The following is a 19,607-nucleotide window of genomic DNA, read 5'->3' on the forward strand; positions in this document are numbered from 1 at the left end:
GTGAGTACTTGTCAACCGCGGGCGGTTAATAAGTACTCACGGCGGAAGCGGCTGGACTCCGGACAGAGGGCGGCGACCGGGGCGACGTCGGCCGCGTAGTCGACGTCGCGGAGCGTCGGCAGCGACAGCACCTCGGCGCCCGCCGCGAGGAGCGCCTCCCGGGTGAGGCGTCCGGTGTCCGGACTCGACGTGGGAACCGGGCGGATCGCCTCCGCCGCCACGGCGTCGGGCACTCCGAGGATCCACCACCCGCCGTCCTCCGCGAGTCCGAGGACGCATCGGCCCTTCCTCTCGGTGAGCAGGTCCGCCGATTCCGCGAGCAGTCCCGCCGTCACCTGCGGTGTGTCCGTGCCGATCTGGAGGACCGGCAGGCCGAACGCGTCGAACGTGTCGGTGTGGGCGTTCACCAATCGCTCCGCGAAATCCTCACCCCGTTGCGGCAGCACCGTGAAACGGTCGAGCGCCGACGCGATGTCGGTGCCCCGGACCGCCCGGCCGAGGTCGCCGGTCATCGCCACCACCCGCCGCGCGGCACCCGCACCGGTGACGGCGTCCAGGGTGTCCAGCAGCGAGGCGGCGGCGAGGTCGGCGGCCCGGGCGTCGCCGACGTCCCGCGCGAGCCGGGTCTTCGCGAACCCGGGCACCGGCGCCTTCGCGACCACGAGCACCGCGACGTCGAGAGTCACCCGATCACCTTCCAGAAGTCGTGGACGGCGACGACGGTGCCTTTCAGCGAACCCGACACCTTCGACGCGCCGGCGGTGCGCGGGCGATACGTGATGTCACGCTCCACGACCCGCCAGTGGGCGCGGCCGGCGAGCACCAGTAGCTGCAGCGGGTAGCCCGACCTGCGGTCGTCGACGCCCAAGTCGAGGAGGTCCTGTCTGCGCACGGCTCTCATCGCCCCGAGGTCGTGGATCGGCAGGCCGTACCGGCGCCGGAGTCGTGCGGCGAGGACGGCGTTGCCGGTCCTGCTGTGCAGCGGCCACGTGCCGCGCCGATCAGCTCGCCGCCGTCCCACGGCGAGATCGGCGCCCGAGTCCAGCGCGGCGACCAGCCGGGGGAGTTCACCCGGGTCCATCGAGCCGTCGCCGTCCAGCACGCAGACCACCGGTGTTCGCGCCGCCAGCACGCCGGCGTGCACGGCCGAACCGTATCCCGGGACCTGCTCCCGCACCACCGACGCACCGTGCGCGCCGGCGACTGCGGCGGTGTCGTCGGTGGAGTTGTTGTCCACCACCACCGTCCGGTAGTCGGGTGGCACCGCGGCCAGCACTCCGGGCAGGGATCCGGCCTCGTTCATGCACGGGATCACGACGGTGACGTCCCGTGCACGGATCGGTGCGCGCTCAGACACGGGGAGGTCCCGCCGGCGCCGCGTTCCTCAGGGGTGCGTGCGCGAACGCCGCGATCCCCTCGGCGGGCATGATCTGCGCCCGGAACCCCAGCCGCTCCCGGGCCAGCCGGGGGTCGGCGACGATGTGCCGCACGTCGCCGGGACGGTACTCGCCGGTGACGACGGGTTCGGGGCCACCGTACGAACGCGCGAGCGTCGCGGCCACCTCGCCGATCGTGATCGGTTGTCCCGAGCACACATTGAACGCCGAGAATCCGGTCAGCGCCGCCTCGACCGCAGCCACGTTCGCCGCCGCGACGTCGTGGACGTGCACGAAATCCCGCGTCTGCCTGCCGTCCTCGAACACGTGCGGTGGGTCGCCGTTCTCGAGGGCGGAACGGAACATCGCGGCCACCCCGGAGTACGGGGTGTTGCGCGGCATGCGATCGCCGTACACGTTGTGATAGCGCAGAGCGGTCACGGAACCGCCGGTGGCCAGTGCCCAGGCGAGCGCATAGTTCTCCTGCGCGACCTTGCCTGCGGCGTAGAGACTCCGCGGCCGTAGTGGCGAGTTCTCCTCTACGAGTGCCCACTCCAGACGCTCTCCGGTATCGGGATCCGTCTCGTCGAAGATTCCGGCTGCCAGGTCCTTCTCCCGGCGGCCGGCCGGTTCCACGAACTCGCCCCGCCCGTTGCGGTACCGGCCTTCTCCGTAGACGACCATCGACGACGCGAGTATCAGCTTCTCGCAACCCGACTCGTGCATCGCGGCGAGCAGCGTCGCGGTGCCGAGATCGTTGTGGCTGGCGTAGGCCGGGGCATCGCTCACATCCACACCGGCACCGACGACGGCGGCCTGATGGCACACGACGTCCACACCCCGCAGCAGTTCGATCAGAGCGGGAAGGTCGCGGACGTCGGCGCGTCGCACACCGTCTGGCGGCTCGACGTCGGCACCGTGCGCGGAGCGGAGCAGCGCATCCACGGCCACGACGTCGTGGCCGGCTCCGGTCAGCGCGGCGCGGACGTGACTGCCGATGAATCCGGCCGCACCCGTGAGCAGTACGCGTGTTCCCGTCATGGCAGCTCGATCGGCAGTGTCACACCCTCGTGGACGCGGCAGGCTTCGCAGGCGCCCTCGGGCGCGGCGGCGATCGCGGACCGCACCAGCGTCTTCAGCGACCCGAGATTGCGCTGGAACTCGGCGAACACGTCCACGGCGCGTACACCGCCGCCGGCCTCGATCCCCGCATCGAGGTCGGTGACCAAAGCGATGGTGGCGTAGCACATCTCGAGTTCCCGGGCGAGGACCGCCTCGGGGTGGCCCGTCATGTTGACGAGGGTCCAGCCCTGCCGGGCGAACCACAGGCTCTCCGCCCTGGTCGAGAAGCGCGGTCCCTCGACCACCACCAGCACACCGCCCTCCACGGTGCCCGGCCGGGCGGCGGCCTTGCGCAGGTCCGAGCAGTACGGGTCGGCGAACTGCACGTGCACGCCGCCTCCGTCGAAGTACGTCTGGGTGCGCCCGCTGGTGCGATCGACCAACTGGTCGGGCACGACCATCGAGCCCGGTCCGAGGTCCGGGGTGAGGCTGCCGGCGGCGCAGGGTGCAAACACCTGCCGCACGCCCAGCGTGCGCAGCGCCCACAGGTTCGCGCGGTACGGGATGGTGTGCGGCGCGAATTCGTGCCGGGCGCCGTGGCGGGGGAGGAACGCCACCCGCCTGCCCTCCACGTCGCCGACCGTGATCGGGGCGCTGGGGCGGCCGTACGGAGTGTCGATCGTGACGTCCGCGGCGTCCTCGTCGAAGAACGAGTAGAAGCCGCTCCCGCCGATCACGGCGACGTCCGCGCGGGCCGGTTCGCGTGCACTCATTGCGGTCATGCAGTCAATCCTCCGTCGTTATGCTGGGCGCGAGTGCGACTTTCGCCGAAGGAGATGACGTCATCGGATCCCCGCAGCGCGCCGAGGAGCGGAATATTCCGTACCGCGACGTCGTGGGCGCCGCGCTCGCCCTGATCCTGGTGGTGGTCGCGTTCGTCGTCCCGCGCCTGGGAAACGAGACCATCACCCCGATCGTCAACCGCACCGCGGAGAGCGTGCGGGACTTCGCGGACGCCGCGCCGCTGTTCGGGTTCCGCGACGTGCACTTCGGGTGGGGGACGCCGGTCGCCGTCGCCGTCGCGGCGGCGGTCGTGATGTGGGGGCCGGGCCTGGCACAGACGCTGGCGTGGCGTCGCCTCACGGTGGGAGTGTGGCTCGTTTCCGCCCTGTGGTCGATGGCGCTCGCGCTGGTCGACGGCTGGCAGCGTGGCTTCGCCGGGCGCCTGACCTCCACCGATGAGTATCTCCACGAGGTCCCTCGTGTCACGGACATCCCCGCGACGCTGCGCGGTTTCGCGGGGCGGATCCTGGACCTGCAGGCCGATTCGTGGACCACCCACGTGTCCGGGCATCCGCCCGGTGCGCTCCTGACGTTCGTCTGGCTCGACCGGATCGGACTCGACGGCGGTGCCTGGGCGTCCGCGCTGTGCGTCGCGGTCGGATCCAGCGCCGGGGCCGCGGTGAGCGTCGCCATCCGTGCGCTCGGCGACGAGGCCATGGCCCGCCGCGCGGCCCCATTCCTCGTCCTCGCACCCGCCGCGATCTGGGTGGCGGTGTCGGCGGACGCACTGTTCGCCGGTGTGGTGGCGTGGGGGATCGCCCTGCTGGCCCTGTCGGCGACTCGGGCCGTCCCGGTCCCCGCCCTCGTCGCGGTGGCGGCGGGCGTGCTGCTCGGGTTCGGTGTCTACCTCAGTTACGGGCTCACGCTGATGGCGATTCCGGCGGTCGCCGTCCTGGTGATCGCGCGCACGGCCCGCCCGCTGGTCGGCGCGCTGGTCGGTGCGCTCGCGGTGGCGGCTGTGTTCACGCTGTACGGATTCTGGTGGTTCGACGGCTACCAACTGGTGCAGGAACGGTATTACCAGGGCATCGCGTCGGATCGTCCCTTCGCCTACTGGGGCTGGGCCAACTTCGCGTCGCTCGTCTGCGCGGTGGGGTTGGCGGTGCCCGCCGCGCTGCCCCGGGCGTTCGCCTGGTCGCGGGTGCGGGCGCTGTCGCCGGTTCCCCTCCTCGTACTCTCCGCGCTGCTGGCGGTGGTGATCGCCGACCTGAGCGCGTTGAGCAAGGCGGAGACCGAGCGGATCTGGTTGCCGTTCGCAGTGTGGCTTCTCGCCGCCCCCGCACTCCTGCCGCGCGGAAGCCATCGGTTCTGGCTCGCGGTGCAGGCCGCCGGTGCGCTGGCCGTCAACCATCTTCTGTTCACGAACTGGTGACGGCCGGCGCATCCGAGGTGCCGTTCGGGGGCAGACGGTCACTTGGTCGCGATCGTGATGGTGGCGATTCCGACCAGCAGCCCCGGCTTCACGGCGTCGGTCTTGAACGTCTCGTTCAGCAGTCCGGCCGCGTCCTCCGAGATCTTGACCTCGGTACCCTGCAGGATCGCGGTGTCGTTCGGTCCTGTCTGCAGCGGCTTCAACGTGCGGCCGTTGAGATCGAACAACACCGCATCGGCCGCCGCGGGCGCACCGTTGACGCTCACGTCCCCGGTGAGCAGCGACGTGCCCGGGTCGATCACGAAATCGGTGAGTTCGACGACGGTGCCGGGTGCCGCCAGCGACAATCCACTGCCGTCGTGCATGATCTCGCCCTGTACGTAGGGATCGACCGTGCCCGGCTCCCAGTACTTGACGTTGCCGCCGGTGATCGGAAAGCTGACCGATCCGTCGGCGAGGGCCGCCGTACCCACCACTCCGGGAGTGAGGCCGAGCGTCGTCAGGGCTCCGGTGAAGCCGGAATCCAGTGCGACAGCGGTACTCACCCCGGTCAGGTTGTCGACCTGGGCGACGGGTGCGGGTTGCGTGGCTGCTGCTGCGCTGACATTCGACGATGCATTCGAATCGTTGCTCGAGCACGCCGCGAGCGGGGTCAGGGCGAGGGTGCCGATGGCCGCTGCTACGAGTGCTTTTCGATAGTTCGACATGATGATCAAACAACCTTTCCGGAGGAAGGGGTGGTGGGTGGATGTTCACTAGGTATTCGGTGCGACTTCGCCGTCGGATGGGAGAGCTCTTACGCCCATTCCATCCGCACGAAGTACCGATTGGCGTGCTGCAGAACATCGATCACGCTCAGTCCGGCGGCGCGTGCGACCCCGGGCATCGCGGCGACACTCACACTCGCCCAGGCGAACCACTCGCCGGCGAGATGCTCCGTCTCCCAGCGCAGTAGTTCGTGACGAACTCCTGTCGTGGTCGGCGGATCCACCTCGGCGATCACAATTCCGTGTGGTTGCAACAATTCTCGCGCGCGACGCAGTATCCGCACCGGCTCTCCGCCGATGCCGATGTTGCCGTCGGCGAGCAGCACCCGGTCCCAGTGCCCGGACCGTGGAAGCGGCGCGAAGATGTCCCGGTGCAGCGCGAGTCCACCGCGGCGGATCGTGAGTTGCACTGCCGTGAACGACGAATCGACGCCCAGCGCCGCGACGCCGGCCGACACGAGCGCCGCGGTGAGGCGCCCCGGTCCGCATCCGAGATCCACGGTGGCGCCGTGACAGCCGGTGAGCATCACCCGGTCCGCGATCCGATCGGAGAGTGAGGATGCATCCCCGCCCATCCACCGGCCCACCGGCAGGGGGCGACGCGTTCCCCGTGCGTCGCGCACCCAGCACGGGAGTCCCGCCGACGCGCGCCGCATCAGAAGGTCCGTGGACACGTCGACTCTCCTCACGAGCCGCTCACCGTGTCACCGTCCTTGCGGGACAGCGCGAGTCGGGTGGCGTACGCGACGGCGGACACCGCGAAGAACGTTGCGGTGAGCAGCAGCCAGCGGTCGAGGAACGGTTCCTGCGTCAGCCCCGTCGCAGCGAGATACGCGTCGGCACCCTGCTCGATGATTCCCGGTAGGAACAGCAGCAGCGTCAGCCCGGACGCGAGCGCCGGTACGCGAATATAGTTGAGCGCCGAAACCGGCTGCGGTCGTGGCGGTCTCCTGCCCCGCAACGCGTTCAGCCCGGACGTCAGGGACCGGTCCGCGAGCGCGTACAGCGGGAACAGCACGAGGTCGTGGGCGATCACCGCGCCGAGGAACCACACGGCGATGGACTTCCACCACACGTCCTGATTCCACAGATTCTGCGGACCGACCACCGCCACCGCATAGCCGGCGAGGGCGAACGTGAACAGCACCGCCAGCAGATGCAGCGGGTTGGCGCCGTAGAAGCGGGCGAATCGGCGCATCTCACGCCTCCCGGAATTCGATGGCCCGCACCCATTTGGTGTTGTGGACGCCGGGCAGGGCGGGAACGATGATCCGGGCGGGGTAGCCGTGGTCGAGGGACAGGTCCGCGCCGTTGACCTCGAGGGCGAGCAGGGCGTCGGCGTCGCGCACCTGATCGGACGTCAGCACCGCCTGGTTGAACGCCCCGGACCGTTCCAGCGACGTCACCTTCGCCGACGTGAACGCCGTCACCCCGGCGGCGTCCGCGAGGTCACGCAGTCGCACGCCCGTCCACGTCTCGGTGGTGGACCATCCTTCGACGCACGCGATCGGAAGGGACGCGGTGTGCGGCGGCATCGCGCGCAGTTGACTTCGGCTCAGCTGCACGGGTTCCGCGCCACCCGTCACCGAGAGCCGCCAGGTGTCGCCGATCTGCTCCGGGGTGATCTGCGCGGCCGCGGCGGTGCGGTTGATCTGAAAGTCGTTGGGACCGTCGCCATACGAGCGGCCGCGGGGGAGGAGTAGCGCGGCGCTGCGCAGGAACCCGCCGGTGGTCTGCCCGACCGACAGGACGGCGACCAGGGCGGCGCCGCCACCGACCAGGGCGAGGGCGCCGCGGCGGCTGATCGTGGGCGGGGTGGGGTCTTCGGCCACGAGGCCGTTCTCGTCCGGCGGTTCGGGGCGCGTGTCCGCGCGGGACGTGCGCAGCACTTCCCGGAACGACCGGGAACGCAGCGACCTCACCATCAACGGCACCTTGAGGATCGTGTGCGTCACGAACCCGGCAATGAAGACCCACGCGCCCCAGTAGTGCGCCGTGTAGAAGTCGAAGCCGAAGATGTAGTCGTACTGAATGTTCAGGACCCCGGTGATGATCTCGAACAGCGCACCGCCCACCAGGGCGATCAGCGACAGACGTTCGAGCGCCTGCGCCGGCGACCGCACCGGCGGAAACACGAACAGTTTGGGGATCACCGACCACAGCTTGGCGAGCACGATCGGCACCAGGATCAGTCCGAGCCCGACGTGCAGCCCCTGGGTGAGCCGGTACAACCACGACGGCCGGGTGGGCCACGCGAAGTACGGAAGGTGCAACCACCCGACGTCGCCGGGTCGGGCCTGCCCGAACTGCGGACCGTACGCGATGTACGAGAGCAGTCCCGTGACGATGACGACCGGAAGTCCGATGAGCAGGACGAGGCCGAATACCGAGGTCAGCCACGGTCCGCGCAGTGGACTGCGTAATCGTGGGCCGCGAGAGTTGTCGGTCATGGTGTGTCAATCCCTCCGGCTCGATCATCTCGGGCCTCAGAGGTAATTCGGTGCCGCCACCGTGCAGGACTGCTTCGCCCGTGAGTACTTGTCAACCGCCGGACGTTAACAAGTACTCACGGGTGCGAAGCACCTCCGTGGCGGATCTCGTCGCGGGGCTGGTCGTACCGGACCATCTCGTATCCGATCATCGCGACCAGGACCGCGGTGAGCACGCCCAGGGTGGCGAGGGCCGGGATGTGCCAGACGACGGGGAGCAGCGCGATCAGCACGACCGCTGTCACGACGCGCGGCACGGTGACCGACCTCGTCGCGTACGCCTTGAACGAGACCAGCGCGAGGAGGTACAGCGCCGCGCCGCCGAACAGTGCGATCAGCGGCCAGCCGTACAGCGGGTCGGTGAGCCGGTGATGGTTGCCGTCGCCGACGTACGACAGGATCTTCTTCAGGCCGAGCGACAGCATCACGATCCCGATCACCATCGGCAGGTGCAGGAAGCTGTAGCAGTTCCGGGCGATCCTGATCTGACGCGCACCGGTCGCCTCCTCGAAGGCGTGCTCGACGGCCAGCGACGTCACGTCGAAGTACGACCACCACAGCAGCCCCGACACTGCCAGTCCCAGCAGCGAGGCGACGATGATCGCCCAGGAGATCGGCAGGCTCGCCACACCGATGCCGATCGACACGATCGACTCGCCGAGCGCGACGATGATGATGAGGCCGTGCCGTTCGGCGAAGTGGCTCACCGACCGCAACCGCCAGTCGGTGCCGCCGATCAGTGTGCCGAGGTAGTCGCCGGCGAGGGCGAGGATCCACATCACCGTCTGCGCGGTGCCGGTGAGTTGCGACGCGATGAGCAGGAACACGGTGCCGGTGATCATGCTCGGTGCGAAGCGCAGCACCTGACCGCGCAGCTGGGGGTCGGTGCGGCTGATCACCCAGAACATCACCAGGTGCAGCAGGCGGACGACGAAGTACCCGAGGGCGAAGATGACGGGGCCGTCGAGTCCGCCGGCCAGGTCGTCGAACGCCTCGGGGATCGTCAGGGCCGTGATGAACATGGCGCCCATCGCGCCGAACATCACCACCCGCACGATGCCCTCGTCGGCGCGCACGAGGTTGCAGAGCCAGGCGTACCCCACCCAGCTCCACCACAGGACGGCCATCACCAGTGCGCCGCGCAGCAGGTTCACCCCGGTGGGGTCCTCGGCCATCAGGTCGGTGACGCGGGTGAGCGCGAAGACGAAGACGAGGTCGAAGAACAGCTCGAGCGGCGATACCGACGCTCGCTCTTCGACGAGACGGGGACGCAAACGATGAGCAAAAGTCACGGGGAGAATGCTGCCACCGGACAGCGACGCGGGAAAGTCCTACGAACGGCGGCGACCCGTGGGGGCGGCCGCAGCCTTTCGTTCGGGCGTACCGACGGGGTGCGGGGGATCCGCGCGGTTGAGAACAACGCCGTGGTGACGAGCAGTGCGGTGACGGCGTACGCCCCCGGAGCGCCTCGAGTCGCGCGCCGGAATTGATGTCGAGGACGCCCTGGGCGGTGGTGTCGGGGACCGACGCCTCCTCCAGGGCCGCGGCCAATTGTGTGTCGGGTGAACCCACCACGGTGGGATCACGGAAAGCCCGTGAGAGGGCCTCGAACCGGTTTATGCTCGGACGATGGCCGGAATTCTCGTGGGAGATCCCGGACTACCGTGACCGAGCCCGGATCCGGGGTGGCATCTGCGGATCCGGTTGGCATGCACGAAGAGAGGTTTCCGGTGAACGATATCGATCCGGAGGATAGCGGACCCATCGATTATCTCGTGGTGGAGTTCCCTGCCGACCGACGACCGGACGGATCAGCGTTGGCGATCCTCCGCGAACTCGTCGAGCAGGGCACCGTGCGAGTGCTCGACCTGGTCTTCCTTCGCAAGGAAACGGACGGCTCCGTCGTGGCGATCGACGTCGTCGACGTCGGACTCGTGGGCGATATAGATGTGTCGCTCTTCGCCGAGGCCTCGACCGGCCTACTCGACCTGACGGACATCGCCGACGCCGGATCCGTGCTCGAGCCAGGTGCTTCGGCTGCGGTACTGGTCTACGAGAACACTTGGGCCGCACCGCTCGCAACCGCCCTGCGTCGCACCGGAGCGCAACTCGTGGCGTCGGGCCGCATCCCTGTACAGGGCATCCTGGCGTCACTCGACGCTCTCGAAGCCAGAAACTGATACCGAGGACAACACCATGCCTGGACTTCTCCGCGGGATCGCCCGCACCGCTGTCATCGCCGGAACCGCGACGTCCGTGTCGAATCGAGTGTCTCGACGTCAGGGCCAGCGGTGGGCGGCGAAAGAGCAACCGCAGCAGCAACCGCAGCAGCAACCGCAAGCACCGCAGAACGAGGCCCCGGCCTACGCCGAGGCACCCCCGCCGCAGGCCGCCCCCACCCCCTCCTCGGGAGGAGGGAGCGTCGACCGGATCGCCGCTCTGAAGGATCTCGGAGAACTCCGAGCGCAAGGTGTGCTCACCGAAGCCGAATTCAACGCCGAGAAGGCGAAGATCCTGGCGTCCTAGGACGACCGCGGCAGTCTCCTACTTCATCCACGGCATGGAAGGTACTCCGTCGAGAATCGTCGTCGCGGCCATCTCCGGGGTGTGGAGGGCGAGCCGCTTGTCGAAGAACTCCGCGAAGGTCTGCGCGTCCTCGTCCTCGGCGACAGTGGCGTTCCGGGCGACGGCGGTCTTGATGCCACCGGGATGCACGCACGTCACCTGGACGGGGTGCTTGGCGATCAGCATCTCCTGACGCAGCGACTCGGTGAAGCCGCGGACGGCGAACTTCGCGGCGTTGTAGGCGCTCTGGCCGGGCACTGCGATCAGCCCGCACAGGCTCGAGATGTTGACGACGTGTCCGTCGCCGGACGCGATCAGATGCGGCAGAAAGGCTTTGGTCCCGTTGACGACGCCCCAGAAGTCGATGTCCATGATCCGCTCGATGTCCTTGAACTCGGACTTCTCGACGCTGCCGTTGTAGGCGATGCCGGCGTTGTTGTAGATCTGGTGGACCGTGCCGAAGTGTGCGACGACGTCGTCCGCGTAGGCAAGCACTGCTTCCCGTTCGGCGACGTCGAGCTTGGCGCCGTAGTTCGCGAGATCGAGGGCGAGGGCCCGGCCGATGCCGGATCTGCTCCGGTGATGACGGCGACTTTGCCGTCGAACGTACTCATGTGGATGCAACCTGTGCTGTGTCGGGGTGAATCTTCAGGACGTGCCGGCGCAGGGCTGCGCCGAGGTCGGTGACCGCCTGGCGTGCCTCGGCGAGGATGCTGACCTGGAGGTGGAAGTCGTGCCAGAGGTCGTCGAACCGGAGATGGTCGAGGACGCCCCCCGCGGCGGCGACGGCTGCTTCGATCTTCTCCGCGTCGACGGAGATCGGATCGTCGCCGGCGGTGTGCACGACGATCGGCGGCAGACCCGCCATGTCGCCGTACACCGGGGAGATCCCCGGCGATCGCGGATCGTGCTGTCCGGCATAGCGCGGGGCCCATTCCGCCGTCATGGACGGCAGGATGAGGGGATCGCGCAGCACCGGGCGCGTCCTGTCGACGTCGATCGCGAGGTCGGCCCACGGGCAGATCAGGCCGAGCGCGGCCGGGGCCGGGAGGCCACGGTCACGCAATGTCATCGCGAGCGCCAGCGTCAGTCCGCCGCCGGCGGAATCACCCGCGACGACGGTGGTGTTCGGGTCGAGTCCGTCGTCGAGTAGCCGGGAGTAGACCGCGACCATTTCCTCGAGCGCAATCGGGTAGCGGGATTCCGGTGAGCGTGAGTAGGCGGGGATCACCGCGGCCGTCCCGGCGGCCGCGGCGAGGTGCGCGACCAGGCCGCGGTACCCCTTCGCGCTCCCGAGGGCGTATCCGCCGCCGTGGAGGTAGATCAGCGTCCCGCCGGTGGCGTGCGCCGGCCGCACCCGGACGACGGGGACACCGGCGACCGTGTCGCGCTCGAACCGGGTGCCGCGAGGCGGGCGCGCGGCGGCCGTCACCATCTCGACCATGAGGCGCTTCGTCCCGACGGGCACGCGGTGGGACGCAAACAGCGGTCGTGCGCTGCGCAGACAGGTCCGGATGACACCTCGGTCGATGTTCCTCATGCCGGCGCCCCGAACTGCAGGAGCCCGTCGTGAACCGGGTCTTCGAGGAGCATCGTGGAGTCCTTCTCGTAGTGCATGAGAACCTTCCACGGCTCCTTGGACCCCTGGCGGGGCATGACATCCTTGCCGCGCTGCACGTACCCGGACTGCAACTGGTCGAGCATGCCGATGTCCATCGCGGAGTTCTCCACGTCGCGGGGCGTCGCGACGGTGTGACCGCTCTCGTCCATGTACCGGAGCAGCCGGCACAGGTAGGCGCCTGCGATGTCGGACTTCAGGGTCCACGGCGCGTTGGTGTAGCCGAAAACCCAGGCCAGGTTCGGGATTCCCTCGACGAGCACCCCTTTGTAGGTCATCTGCCCGTGCAGCGGGCGGGGCTGCCCGTCCACGGACAGTTCCATTCCGCCGAGCATCTGGATCTTCAGGCCGGTGGCGGTGACGACGACGTCCGCCTCCAGTTCCCGTCCCGACTTCAGCAGGATGCCCTTCTCGGTGAACGTGTCGATGTGGTCGGTGACGATCGACGCGTCGCCGGACGACAGCGCGGTGAAGAGGTCCGCGTCCGGCACCGCGCAGAGGCGCTCGTCCCACGGCATGTAGTTCGGCGTGAAGTGGCTCATGTCGAATCCTGGGCCGAGGCGTCGTCGAACCTGCCAGAGCAGGAATCGCCGCATCTGCCGGGGCCACCGCCGGCATGCCAGGTAGAGCCCGCGCTGGAGGGCGATGTTGCGCTTGCGTCCGAACGCGTACACCCACTTGGCGGGGAGGAATCGGCCCAGTACCTCGGAGATCTTGTCGAGTGCGGGTATCGAGAAGATGTACGACGGTGAGCGTTGCAGCATGGTCACGTGCTCTGCATCGCCGGCCATCGACGGGACCAGGGTAACGGCGGTGGCGCCGCTTCCGATCACGACGACCTTCTTACCGGTGTAGTCGAGGTCCTCCGGCCACTGCTGTGGGTGGACGCACCGGCCCTGGAACCGGTCCGTACCCGGGAAGTCCGGCAGGTGGCCGGCGTCGTAGTCGTAGTAGCCGGTGCAGCTGACCAGGTACCCGCAGGTGAAGGTGCGAATGTCGCCGGTTGCCTCGTGCAGGGCCGTCACGGTCCAGCGTTCCTCGGCCGTCGACCAGTCGGCCTCGACGATCTTCAGGCCGTAACGAATCTTGTCCTGGACGCCGAACTCCCGCGCGGTATCGGCGATGTACTGGCGGATCGACGCACCATCCGCGAGCACCTTCGAGTCGTGCCACGGCCGGAACTTGTAGCCGAACGTGAACATGTCGGAGTCGGACCGAATACCGGGGTAGCGGAACAGATCCCACGTCCCGCCCAGCTGCTCGCGGCGCTCCAGCACGGCGATGGTCTTGTGGGGGAACTCGGCTGCCACCTGGCAGGCCGTTCCGATGCCGGACAGTCCGGCACCGATGATCAGAACGTCGAAATGTGTCGTGCTCATGGCTTCCTCGCGCTTCTGCCTGCTGGGTTTGCAGGATGGGGTACAAACAGAATGACTGTGGGCCACGTCACAGGTCTTGACACTTCCGGACATGCTTTTAGCATTTCCCGACACCGCTTCCGGCGAGAGGGGAGTTGATCCCGTGGGAAGTCTGATCCGGGCCACGAACCTCTGGGGATGCGGCGACCTGATCCGGGAGCTGGGCGCCGACCCGGAATCGTTCCTCGCGCGCTTCCACATCCCACCGGGAGTCGAGCGCGAGGAGGACGCGTTCGTGTCGTTCGAGGCGGTCGTGCACGTGCTGGAGGCCGGCGCCGCCGACCTGGGCTGCCCGGACTTCGGGCTTCGGCTCTCACATTGGCAGGGCTTGGACATCCTCGGGCCCGTCGCCGTGATCGCGCGGAACGCGCAGACCGTGCACGGCGCGTTCGAGGCGATTGCCCGCTACTTCTACGTGCATTCGCCCGCCCTGAAGCTGACCGTCCGGCCGCGCACCGCAGGGGGTGACGTCCGGTTCGTCTACGAGATGACGGAACCGTCCATGCCCTATCTGCCTCAGGGGTACGAGCTGGCCATGGCCAACGGCGTCCGCATCCTGCGGCTGCTGGGCGGACCGGACGCGCGTCCCTCGATGATCTCGTTCGTGCACGACCAACTCGGGTCGGACGCCGCCTACCGGGATGCGCTGGACTGCCCCGTCCTGTTCGGACAGTCGTGGTGCGGGTTCGAACTGCCCCGCGCCCTGGCGGACCGGCGGATCGACAGCGCAGATCCGGAGACCCGGCGCATTGCCACGAAATACCTGGAATCCCACTACCTGCCGAGCACCGCGGCGCTGTCCGAACGGGTGTCGGAGCTGGCCCGGCGCCTGCTGCCCACCGGTCATTGCAGCGCCGAGGCCATCGCCGACCAACTGTCGATGCATCCGCGCACGCTGCAACGACGTCTGGCCGAGGAGGGTGTGCGATGCCAGGACCTCATCGAACGGGAGCGTCGCGACCAGGCGGCGAGATACCTCGCCGAACCGGGATTTCATCTCGGCCAGATCGCCGGACTGCTCGGCTACACCGAACAGAGCACCCTCAACCGTTCCTGCAGGCGGTGGTTCGGGAAGACGCCGAGGCAGTACCGGGCCGACCTGCACCCGTGAGTACTTGTTAACGTCGGGCGGTTAACAAGTACTCACGGGCGGCGGAGCCGCATTACTTGACGCCACCGGCGGTCAGGCCGGACACGATGCGGCGCTGCAACAGCAGCACGATGATGACGAGCGGGATGGTCACGACCGTTCCCGCTGCCATCACGGACGTGAACGGCTCCTCGTGCGGCTTGCTACCCGCGAACTGCGCGATGGCGACGGTGGCCGGCTGGGTCACGTCGTTGGACAGCTGACTGGAGATCAGGTACTCGTTCCACGACGCGATGAACGCGAGGATCGCGGTGGTGAACAGTCCGGGTGCGGCCAAGGGCAGCAACACCATTCGGAATGCCTGCCGCCTGCTGGCCCCGTCGATCCGGGCTGCCTCCTCGAGTTCCCACGGCAACTCCTTGAAGAACGCCGTGAGGGTGTAGATGGTGAGGGGCAGCACGAACGAGATGTTCGGGATGATCAAAGCCTGGTACGTGCCGAACCAGCCCATCGACGTGAACAGCTGGAACAGGGGCGTCAGGACGGCGACACCCGGGAACATCGACGCCGCCAGGATGATTCCGAGGACGACGTGCTTTCCCCGGAACTGCAGTCGCGCCAGTGCGTACGCGGTGCCGATGCCGACGATCAGGCCGATCGCGGTGGTCACGGCGCCGATGATCGTGCTGTTGACGAGCGCCCTGGCGAAGTGGTTGCCCGCCTCCGTCGAGAACACGCTCGCGAAATTCTCCAGCGTGACGTGGGTGGGCCACGGCGTGGTGTCGAACGTGTAGTCGGAGTGGCGGAAGGCGGTGACCACCATCCAATAGACGGGGGCCAGACCCCAGACGACGATCACCGCCAGGCCGAGGTAGGTGCGGATGGATGCGAGCGACGGTCCCCGGCGCCGGTGTACCACCGCGGGCCGGGACATCCCCGGTGTGACGACTGCTGTGGACATGGATCAGGCCTTTCGCTGCTGCTCTTGGGTGTCGATCACGTTGACGCCCATCACCTTCACCAGTACGTAGGCGACGGCGAAGATGAACAGGAACGTGATCGTGGAGAGGGCGGACGCGCTGTTGAAACCCTGGCGCATCTGGTCGATCACCAGGATCGACAGGGTGGTGGTGGCCGTGCCATCGCCGCCACCGCCGCCGGTGAGGATCGCCGGGAGGTCGTAGATCCGCAGGACGTCGAGCACCCGGAAGAGGACCGCCACCAGAATGGCCGGCTTGATGAGCGGCAACGTGATCGACCGGAACCGCTGCCAGACATTCGCGCCGTCCATTCGCGCCGCCTCGTACACCTCGGCGGGCACCATCTGCAGTCCGGCGAGGATCAGCAACGCCACGAACGGTGTCGTCTTCCAGGCGTCGGCGATCACGACGGCGAACCGGGCAGGCCACGTGTCACCGGTCCACAGGATCTCCGTGCCGAGCAACTTGTTGGCGATGCCGTCGTACGCGAAGACGAAGTACCACAACTTCGCGGTGACGGCGGTCGGGATGGCCCACGCCACGAGGATGCTGGTACGTAGCAGTGCCCGACCGCGGAACGCCCGGTTCATGATGGTGGCGAACCACAGTCCCAGCGCGACCTCGATGGCGACCGTGACGACGGTGAAGAACACGGTGACCCACACCGACTGCCAGAACAGCGATCCCAGCGTGCCGCCGGGGCAGGACACGGATGCTCCGGTCGTGTCGGTGCACCGCTGGAACAGCCAGTGCGTGTAGTTCGACAGTCCCGCGAAACCCTGGTCGACGAACTTGCCGGTGGCGGGATCGATCGTCGGGTCCTTGAACAGCGACATCACCATGGCGCTGACCACCGGGTACAGAACGACGATGCCCAGCAGGATCATGGTCGGCAGGATCAGGAACATCGCCGCCCTGCTGCGCCCCTTCGGCGGTCGCGCCGGCACCGGTTCGCCGGATCTCGCGCCGCCTCGGTGTGGGGGAGCGGCTGTCTTCTCGAGTGAGAGTTCGTGAACGGTCATCGGCTGTCTCCTCTAGGACCCGGCCGCGGCGATCGCGGACTGGATGTCGGCGGCGGCCTGGTCCACCGTCTTCTCGCCTTTGATCGCGGCGTAGGCGTTGTTCTGCACGGCCCGGGTGACCTCGGGATAGAACGGGGTGACCGGCCGGGTCACGGCGTTCTCGATCGACGTCTTCAACGTGGGGAGGTACGGGTACTGCTCGACCAGTTCCGGGTCGTCGTAGACGTCCGCGCGCACGGGGGCGAGCGATCCCTGCGAGAGGAAGAACGCCTGCGACTTCTTCTCCAGGAAGAACTTCAGGAAGTCCGAGGCGGTGGCCTTGTGCTCGGAGTACACGTTGATCGCGGCGCTGTGCCCGCCGAGAGTCGAGTGACCGGGTCCGCTCTTCCCCGGCAGCGGCACCACCCCGAACTTGCCCGACACCGCGGAACTGCCCTGTCCGTCCATCAGGCTGTACGCGTACGGCCAGTTGCGCATGAACAGCAGATCGCCGCTCTGGAATGCCTGCCGTGCCTGTTCCTCCTGGAACGTGACGGACTCGCGGGGGATCGCACCCGAACGGTAGGCGTCGACGAGCGATTGCAGCCCCGCCTTGGCTTCCGGGGTATTCATCGTCGGGGTCACGCCGTCCGGGCCGAGGATCGACCCGCCTGCCGTGTTGATGGCCTCGGACGCGTTGACGGTCAGCCCCTCATACTTGGCGTACTGTCCGGCGTAGCAGCCGATTCCGGCGTGCCGCGCCGTCCCGCACGCGCCGATGAGCTCGTCCCAGGTGGCGGGCGGATGATCCATCAGGTCGGTGCGGTAGTAGAGCAGGGCACCGTCACTGGTCTGCGGAGCCGCGTACAGGACGTCCCCGTACGTGGCCCCCTCGACCGTCGCGGGTAGCAGGCCGGACGTGTCGATCGCCATCGGACCTTCGAGTGGTTGCAGCCACCCGCGGGCCGCGAATTCGGCGGTCCACACGACGTCGACGACGGTGACGTCGTATCCGGAGTCGCGGGACTGGAAGTGCTGCACCAGGTCCTCGTGCTGCTGGTCCGCCTGGTCGGACTGCTCCTTGAACGTCACCTCCTCCCCGGGGTGGGTGGCGTTCCACTCGTCGATCAGCGGCCGGACGACGTTGGAGTTGTCCTTGCCCTGCACGTAGGTGATGGGCCCGCGGCCGTCGAGGTTCTCCTTCTCCGCCTGCGCGGCGGCGTCGATGCCCTGATCGGCGCAGGACGTCGCCGCGAACAGGACGCCGACGGCCACCGCGCAGGCGGCGACGCGCTTCATCGTGATTCACCCGCGCCCGGTTCCGACAGCCACACGGCAGCGTCGGACGGGAGAACTCCGCCGGTGATGCCGGCGACCGAACCGAGCACGACGGTCAGTCCTTCGGGGAGTGCGACCGGTTCGGTACCGGTGTTCACCCAGCACTGCACCGCGCCGCGGGCGAACGCGAGCACGTCGCGGGGTGTGTCGAGCCACTCGACGGCATGCGGGGTGTCGAAGAAGTCGCGGCGCAGTTCCAGCGCCTCGCGGTACAGCGTGAGGAACGACTCGGGGTGGCCGGCCTGCGCTTCCGCGGTGTGCGGGGCCCAGTGTTCCGGCTGCGGAAGCCATGTGTTCTCCTCCGCGTCGAACGGGGAGAAGCCGTACGGCACCGCGTCGTTCGACCACGGGATCGGAACCCGGCAGCCGTCCCGGCCGCAGTCGGTGAAGCCGGTCTGGAACCACGTCGGATCCTGACGGGCCTCGTCGGGAAGGTCCTCGACCTCTTCCAGTCCGAGTTCCTCACCCTGGTAGATGTATGCGGTGCCCGGCAACGCCAGCTGCAGCAGGGCGGCGGCGCGGGCACGACGCCTGCCGAGTTCGTGGTTCGGCTCCTCGAGCGCCCAGCGGGCGCGCTCCCAGTCGGTTTCGACCAGGTGGTCGGGCTGTGAGCGGGAGTAGCGGGTGACGGTGCGGGGAACGTCGTGGTTGGAGAGCACCCACGTGGCGGGTGCCCCGACGGTGGCCGCCTGTTCGAGCGCGTCGTCGATCACGGCGCGGATGCTCGCGGAACGCCACGGGGCGCGCAGGAAGTCGAACTGGAACGCGGTGTGCAGCTCGTCGGGGCGCAGGTAGCGGGCCAGGCGGTCGTTGCCGGGCACCCAGGCCTCGGCGACGAAGACGCGGTCGGCGTAGGCGTTGGCAACGGCGCGCCAGCCCCGGTACACCTCGTGGACGGCATCCTGATCCCACGCGGGGTGGGGGTCGGTGTGCTGCGAACCGGGAAGGCGCTCACCGGCATCGGGGAGTGCGGGGTCCTTGGCCAGGCCGTGGGCGACGTCGATCCGGAAGCCGTCGACGCCCTTGTCGAACCAGAAGCGCAGGATGTCCTCGAACTCCGTACGGACCTCGGGGTGCTCCCAGTTGAGGTCGGGCTGGGCGGGGGCGAACAGGTGCAGGTACCACTCGCCGGTGTCCAGGCGGCTCCATGCGGGACCGCCGAACGCGCTCTGCCAGTCGTTGGGCGGCTCGTCGCCTGCCGGGCCGCGGCCGGGGCGGAAGATGTAGCGGTCGCGGGCTCCGGGCTCGTCGCGGAGGGCGGCCTCGAACCAGCGGTGCTCGCTGGAGGTGTGGTTGGGCACGATGTCGAGAATCACGCGGATTCCCAGTTCGTGGGCCTCGGCGATGAACGCCTCACCCTCCGCGAGCGTGCCGTACGACGGCTCGATGTCGCGGAAGTCGGCCACGTCGTAGCCGGCGTCCGCCATCGGCGACGGGTACCAGGGATTGATCCATACGGCGTCGATGCCGAGGTCGGCGAGGTAGGGCAGCTTGGAACGCAGACCGGTGAGGTCGCCGACGCCGTCGCCGTTCCCGTCGGCGAAGCTGCGGATGTAGACCTGGTAGACGACGGCTGTCTTCCACCAGGCTTCGGGGTGCCGGCTCGCGACGGTGGTTGCGGTCGACTCCGCGGACTGGGTCATCGAATCTCCTCGGTGCGGGGATGGGATGGGGGAATGTGATGCGTA

The 19,607-nt window shown here is 68.4% G+C and carries 19 protein-coding genes and 1 pseudogene; 4 read left to right on the top strand and 16 right to left on the bottom strand.

The window, feature by feature from the left end:
- Positions 1-11: 11 nt before the first annotated feature.
- Genes QM806_RS11505 through QM806_RS11520 form a run of 4 tightly spaced genes read right to left on the bottom strand, consistent with a single transcriptional unit; the run spans position 12 to position 3,220 of the window.
- Positions 12-686 carry a TIGR04282 family arsenosugar biosynthesis glycosyltransferase gene (locus QM806_RS11505; RefSeq protein WP_005567855.1) on the bottom strand — a complete coding sequence of 225 codons (675 nt, stop codon included), beginning with the start codon at positions 684-686 and terminating at the stop codon, positions 12-14.
- On the bottom strand, positions 683-1,357 hold the full coding sequence (locus QM806_RS11510) for a glycosyltransferase family 2 protein (protein ID WP_043790326.1): 675 nt from the start codon (positions 1,355-1,357) through the stop codon (positions 683-685). Before QM806_RS11510 ends, QM806_RS11505 begins: the two co-directional genes overlap by 4 nt.
- On the bottom strand, positions 1,350-2,417 hold the full coding sequence (locus tag QM806_RS11515) for an NAD-dependent epimerase/dehydratase family protein (RefSeq protein WP_283291410.1): 1,068 nt from the start codon (positions 2,415-2,417) through the stop codon (positions 1,350-1,352). The genes QM806_RS11510 and QM806_RS11515 overlap by 8 nt, the downstream gene beginning before the upstream one ends.
- On the bottom strand, positions 2,414-3,220 hold the full coding sequence (locus QM806_RS11520; RefSeq protein WP_005567860.1) for an S-methyl-5'-thioadenosine phosphorylase: 807 nt from the start codon (positions 3,218-3,220) through the stop codon (positions 2,414-2,416). The genes QM806_RS11515 and QM806_RS11520 overlap by 4 nt, the downstream gene beginning before the upstream one ends.
- Before the next feature lie 20 nt (positions 3,221-3,240).
- On the opposite strand from QM806_RS11520, the gene QM806_RS11525 reads away from it, so the two are divergent.
- Positions 3,241-4,653 carry a hypothetical protein gene (locus QM806_RS11525; protein WP_182623499.1) on the top strand — a complete coding sequence of 471 codons (1,413 nt, stop codon included), beginning with the start codon at positions 3,241-3,243 and terminating at the stop codon, positions 4,651-4,653.
- Between the two features lie 38 nt (positions 4,654-4,691).
- On the opposite strand, the gene QM806_RS11530 is transcribed toward QM806_RS11525, so the two are convergent.
- The 5 genes from QM806_RS11530 to QM806_RS11550 form a co-directional block, all read right to left on the bottom strand.
- Positions 4,692-5,360, bottom strand: coding sequence for a hypothetical protein (locus QM806_RS11530; protein WP_043790333.1), 669 nt, complete (start codon positions 5,358-5,360; stop codon positions 4,692-4,694).
- A gap of 89 nt (positions 5,361-5,449) precedes the next feature.
- A complete protein-coding gene (locus QM806_RS11535; protein ID WP_005567866.1) occupies positions 5,450-6,076 on the bottom strand; it encodes a methyltransferase domain-containing protein in 627 nt (208 codons plus the stop codon).
- A gap of 29 nt (positions 6,077-6,105) precedes the next feature.
- Entirely contained in the window at positions 6,106-6,618 is a 513-nt protein-coding gene (locus tag QM806_RS11540) for a hypothetical protein (protein ID WP_005567868.1), read from the bottom strand.
- A gap of 1 nt (position 6,619) precedes the next feature.
- The gene (locus QM806_RS11545; RefSeq protein WP_064081039.1) at positions 6,620-7,870 is read right to left on the bottom strand and encodes a molybdopterin-dependent oxidoreductase; all 1,251 of its coding nucleotides are present in this window, start codon (positions 7,868-7,870) and stop codon (positions 6,620-6,622) included.
- Positions 7,871-7,986: 116 nt separating this feature from the next.
- A complete protein-coding gene (locus QM806_RS11550; protein WP_043789114.1) occupies positions 7,987-9,201 on the bottom strand; it encodes a low temperature requirement protein A in 1,215 nt (404 codons plus the stop codon).
- A gap of 438 nt (positions 9,202-9,639) precedes the next feature.
- Between QM806_RS11550 and QM806_RS11555 the strand changes: the two genes are divergently transcribed.
- Positions 9,640-10,089: a DUF6325 family protein gene (locus tag QM806_RS11555; protein WP_005565516.1), complete on the top strand. Its 450-nt coding sequence runs from the start codon at positions 9,640-9,642 to the stop codon at positions 10,087-10,089.
- A gap of 16 nt (positions 10,090-10,105) precedes the next feature.
- Entirely contained in the window at positions 10,106-10,435 is a 330-nt protein-coding gene (locus QM806_RS11560; RefSeq protein WP_005565517.1) for an SHOCT domain-containing protein, read from the top strand.
- 42 nt (positions 10,436-10,477) lie between these two features.
- On the opposite strand, the pseudogene QM806_RS11565 reads toward QM806_RS11560, so the two are convergent.
- The 3 genes and pseudogenes from QM806_RS11565 to QM806_RS11575 form a co-directional block, all read right to left on the bottom strand.
- Positions 10,478-11,088 (bottom strand): annotated as a pseudogene (locus tag QM806_RS11565) (SDR family oxidoreductase); the annotation flags it as partial.
- Positions 11,085-12,014 carry an alpha/beta hydrolase fold domain-containing protein gene (locus QM806_RS11570; RefSeq protein WP_283291417.1) on the bottom strand — a complete coding sequence of 310 codons (930 nt, stop codon included), beginning with the start codon at positions 12,012-12,014 and terminating at the stop codon, positions 11,085-11,087. The gene QM806_RS11570 and the pseudogene QM806_RS11565, both read right to left, overlap by 4 nt.
- Entirely contained in the window at positions 12,011-13,471 is a 1,461-nt protein-coding gene (locus tag QM806_RS11575) for a flavin-containing monooxygenase (RefSeq protein ID WP_210461441.1), read from the bottom strand. The genes QM806_RS11570 and QM806_RS11575 overlap by 4 nt, the downstream gene beginning before the upstream one ends.
- A gap of 91 nt (positions 13,472-13,562) precedes the next feature.
- Between QM806_RS11575 and QM806_RS11580 the strand changes: the two genes are divergently transcribed.
- Positions 13,563-14,621, top strand: a complete 1,059-nt coding sequence (locus tag QM806_RS11580) for an AraC family transcriptional regulator (RefSeq protein WP_212635900.1) — start codon at positions 13,563-13,565, stop codon at positions 14,619-14,621.
- 52 nt (positions 14,622-14,673) lie between these two features.
- Here QM806_RS11580 and QM806_RS11585 read toward each other — a convergent pair whose 3' ends face one another.
- The 4 genes from QM806_RS11585 to QM806_RS11600 are packed head-to-tail and all read right to left on the bottom strand — an operon-like array spanning position 14,674 to position 19,562.
- Positions 14,674-15,561, bottom strand: coding sequence for a carbohydrate ABC transporter permease (locus QM806_RS11585; RefSeq protein WP_054245886.1), 888 nt, complete (start codon positions 15,559-15,561; stop codon positions 14,674-14,676).
- A 3-nt stretch (positions 15,562-15,564) separates the two neighbouring features.
- Entirely contained in the window at positions 15,565-16,602 is a 1,038-nt protein-coding gene (locus QM806_RS11590) for a carbohydrate ABC transporter permease (RefSeq protein ID WP_005253431.1), read from the bottom strand.
- 12 nt (positions 16,603-16,614) lie between these two features.
- Entirely contained in the window at positions 16,615-17,880 is a 1,266-nt protein-coding gene (locus QM806_RS11595; RefSeq protein ID WP_169692777.1) for an ABC transporter substrate-binding protein, read from the bottom strand.
- Entirely contained in the window at positions 17,877-19,562 is a 1,686-nt protein-coding gene (locus tag QM806_RS11600; protein WP_283291421.1) for a glycoside hydrolase family 13 protein, read from the bottom strand. Before QM806_RS11600 ends, QM806_RS11595 begins: the two co-directional genes overlap by 4 nt.
- Between the last annotated feature and the right edge of the window lie 45 nt (positions 19,563-19,607).

The organism is Rhodococcus sp. IEGM 1351, from assembly GCF_030056875.1.
GTDB classification, from domain to species: Bacteria; Actinomycetota; Actinomycetes; order Mycobacteriales; family Mycobacteriaceae; genus Rhodococcus_F; species Rhodococcus_F opacus.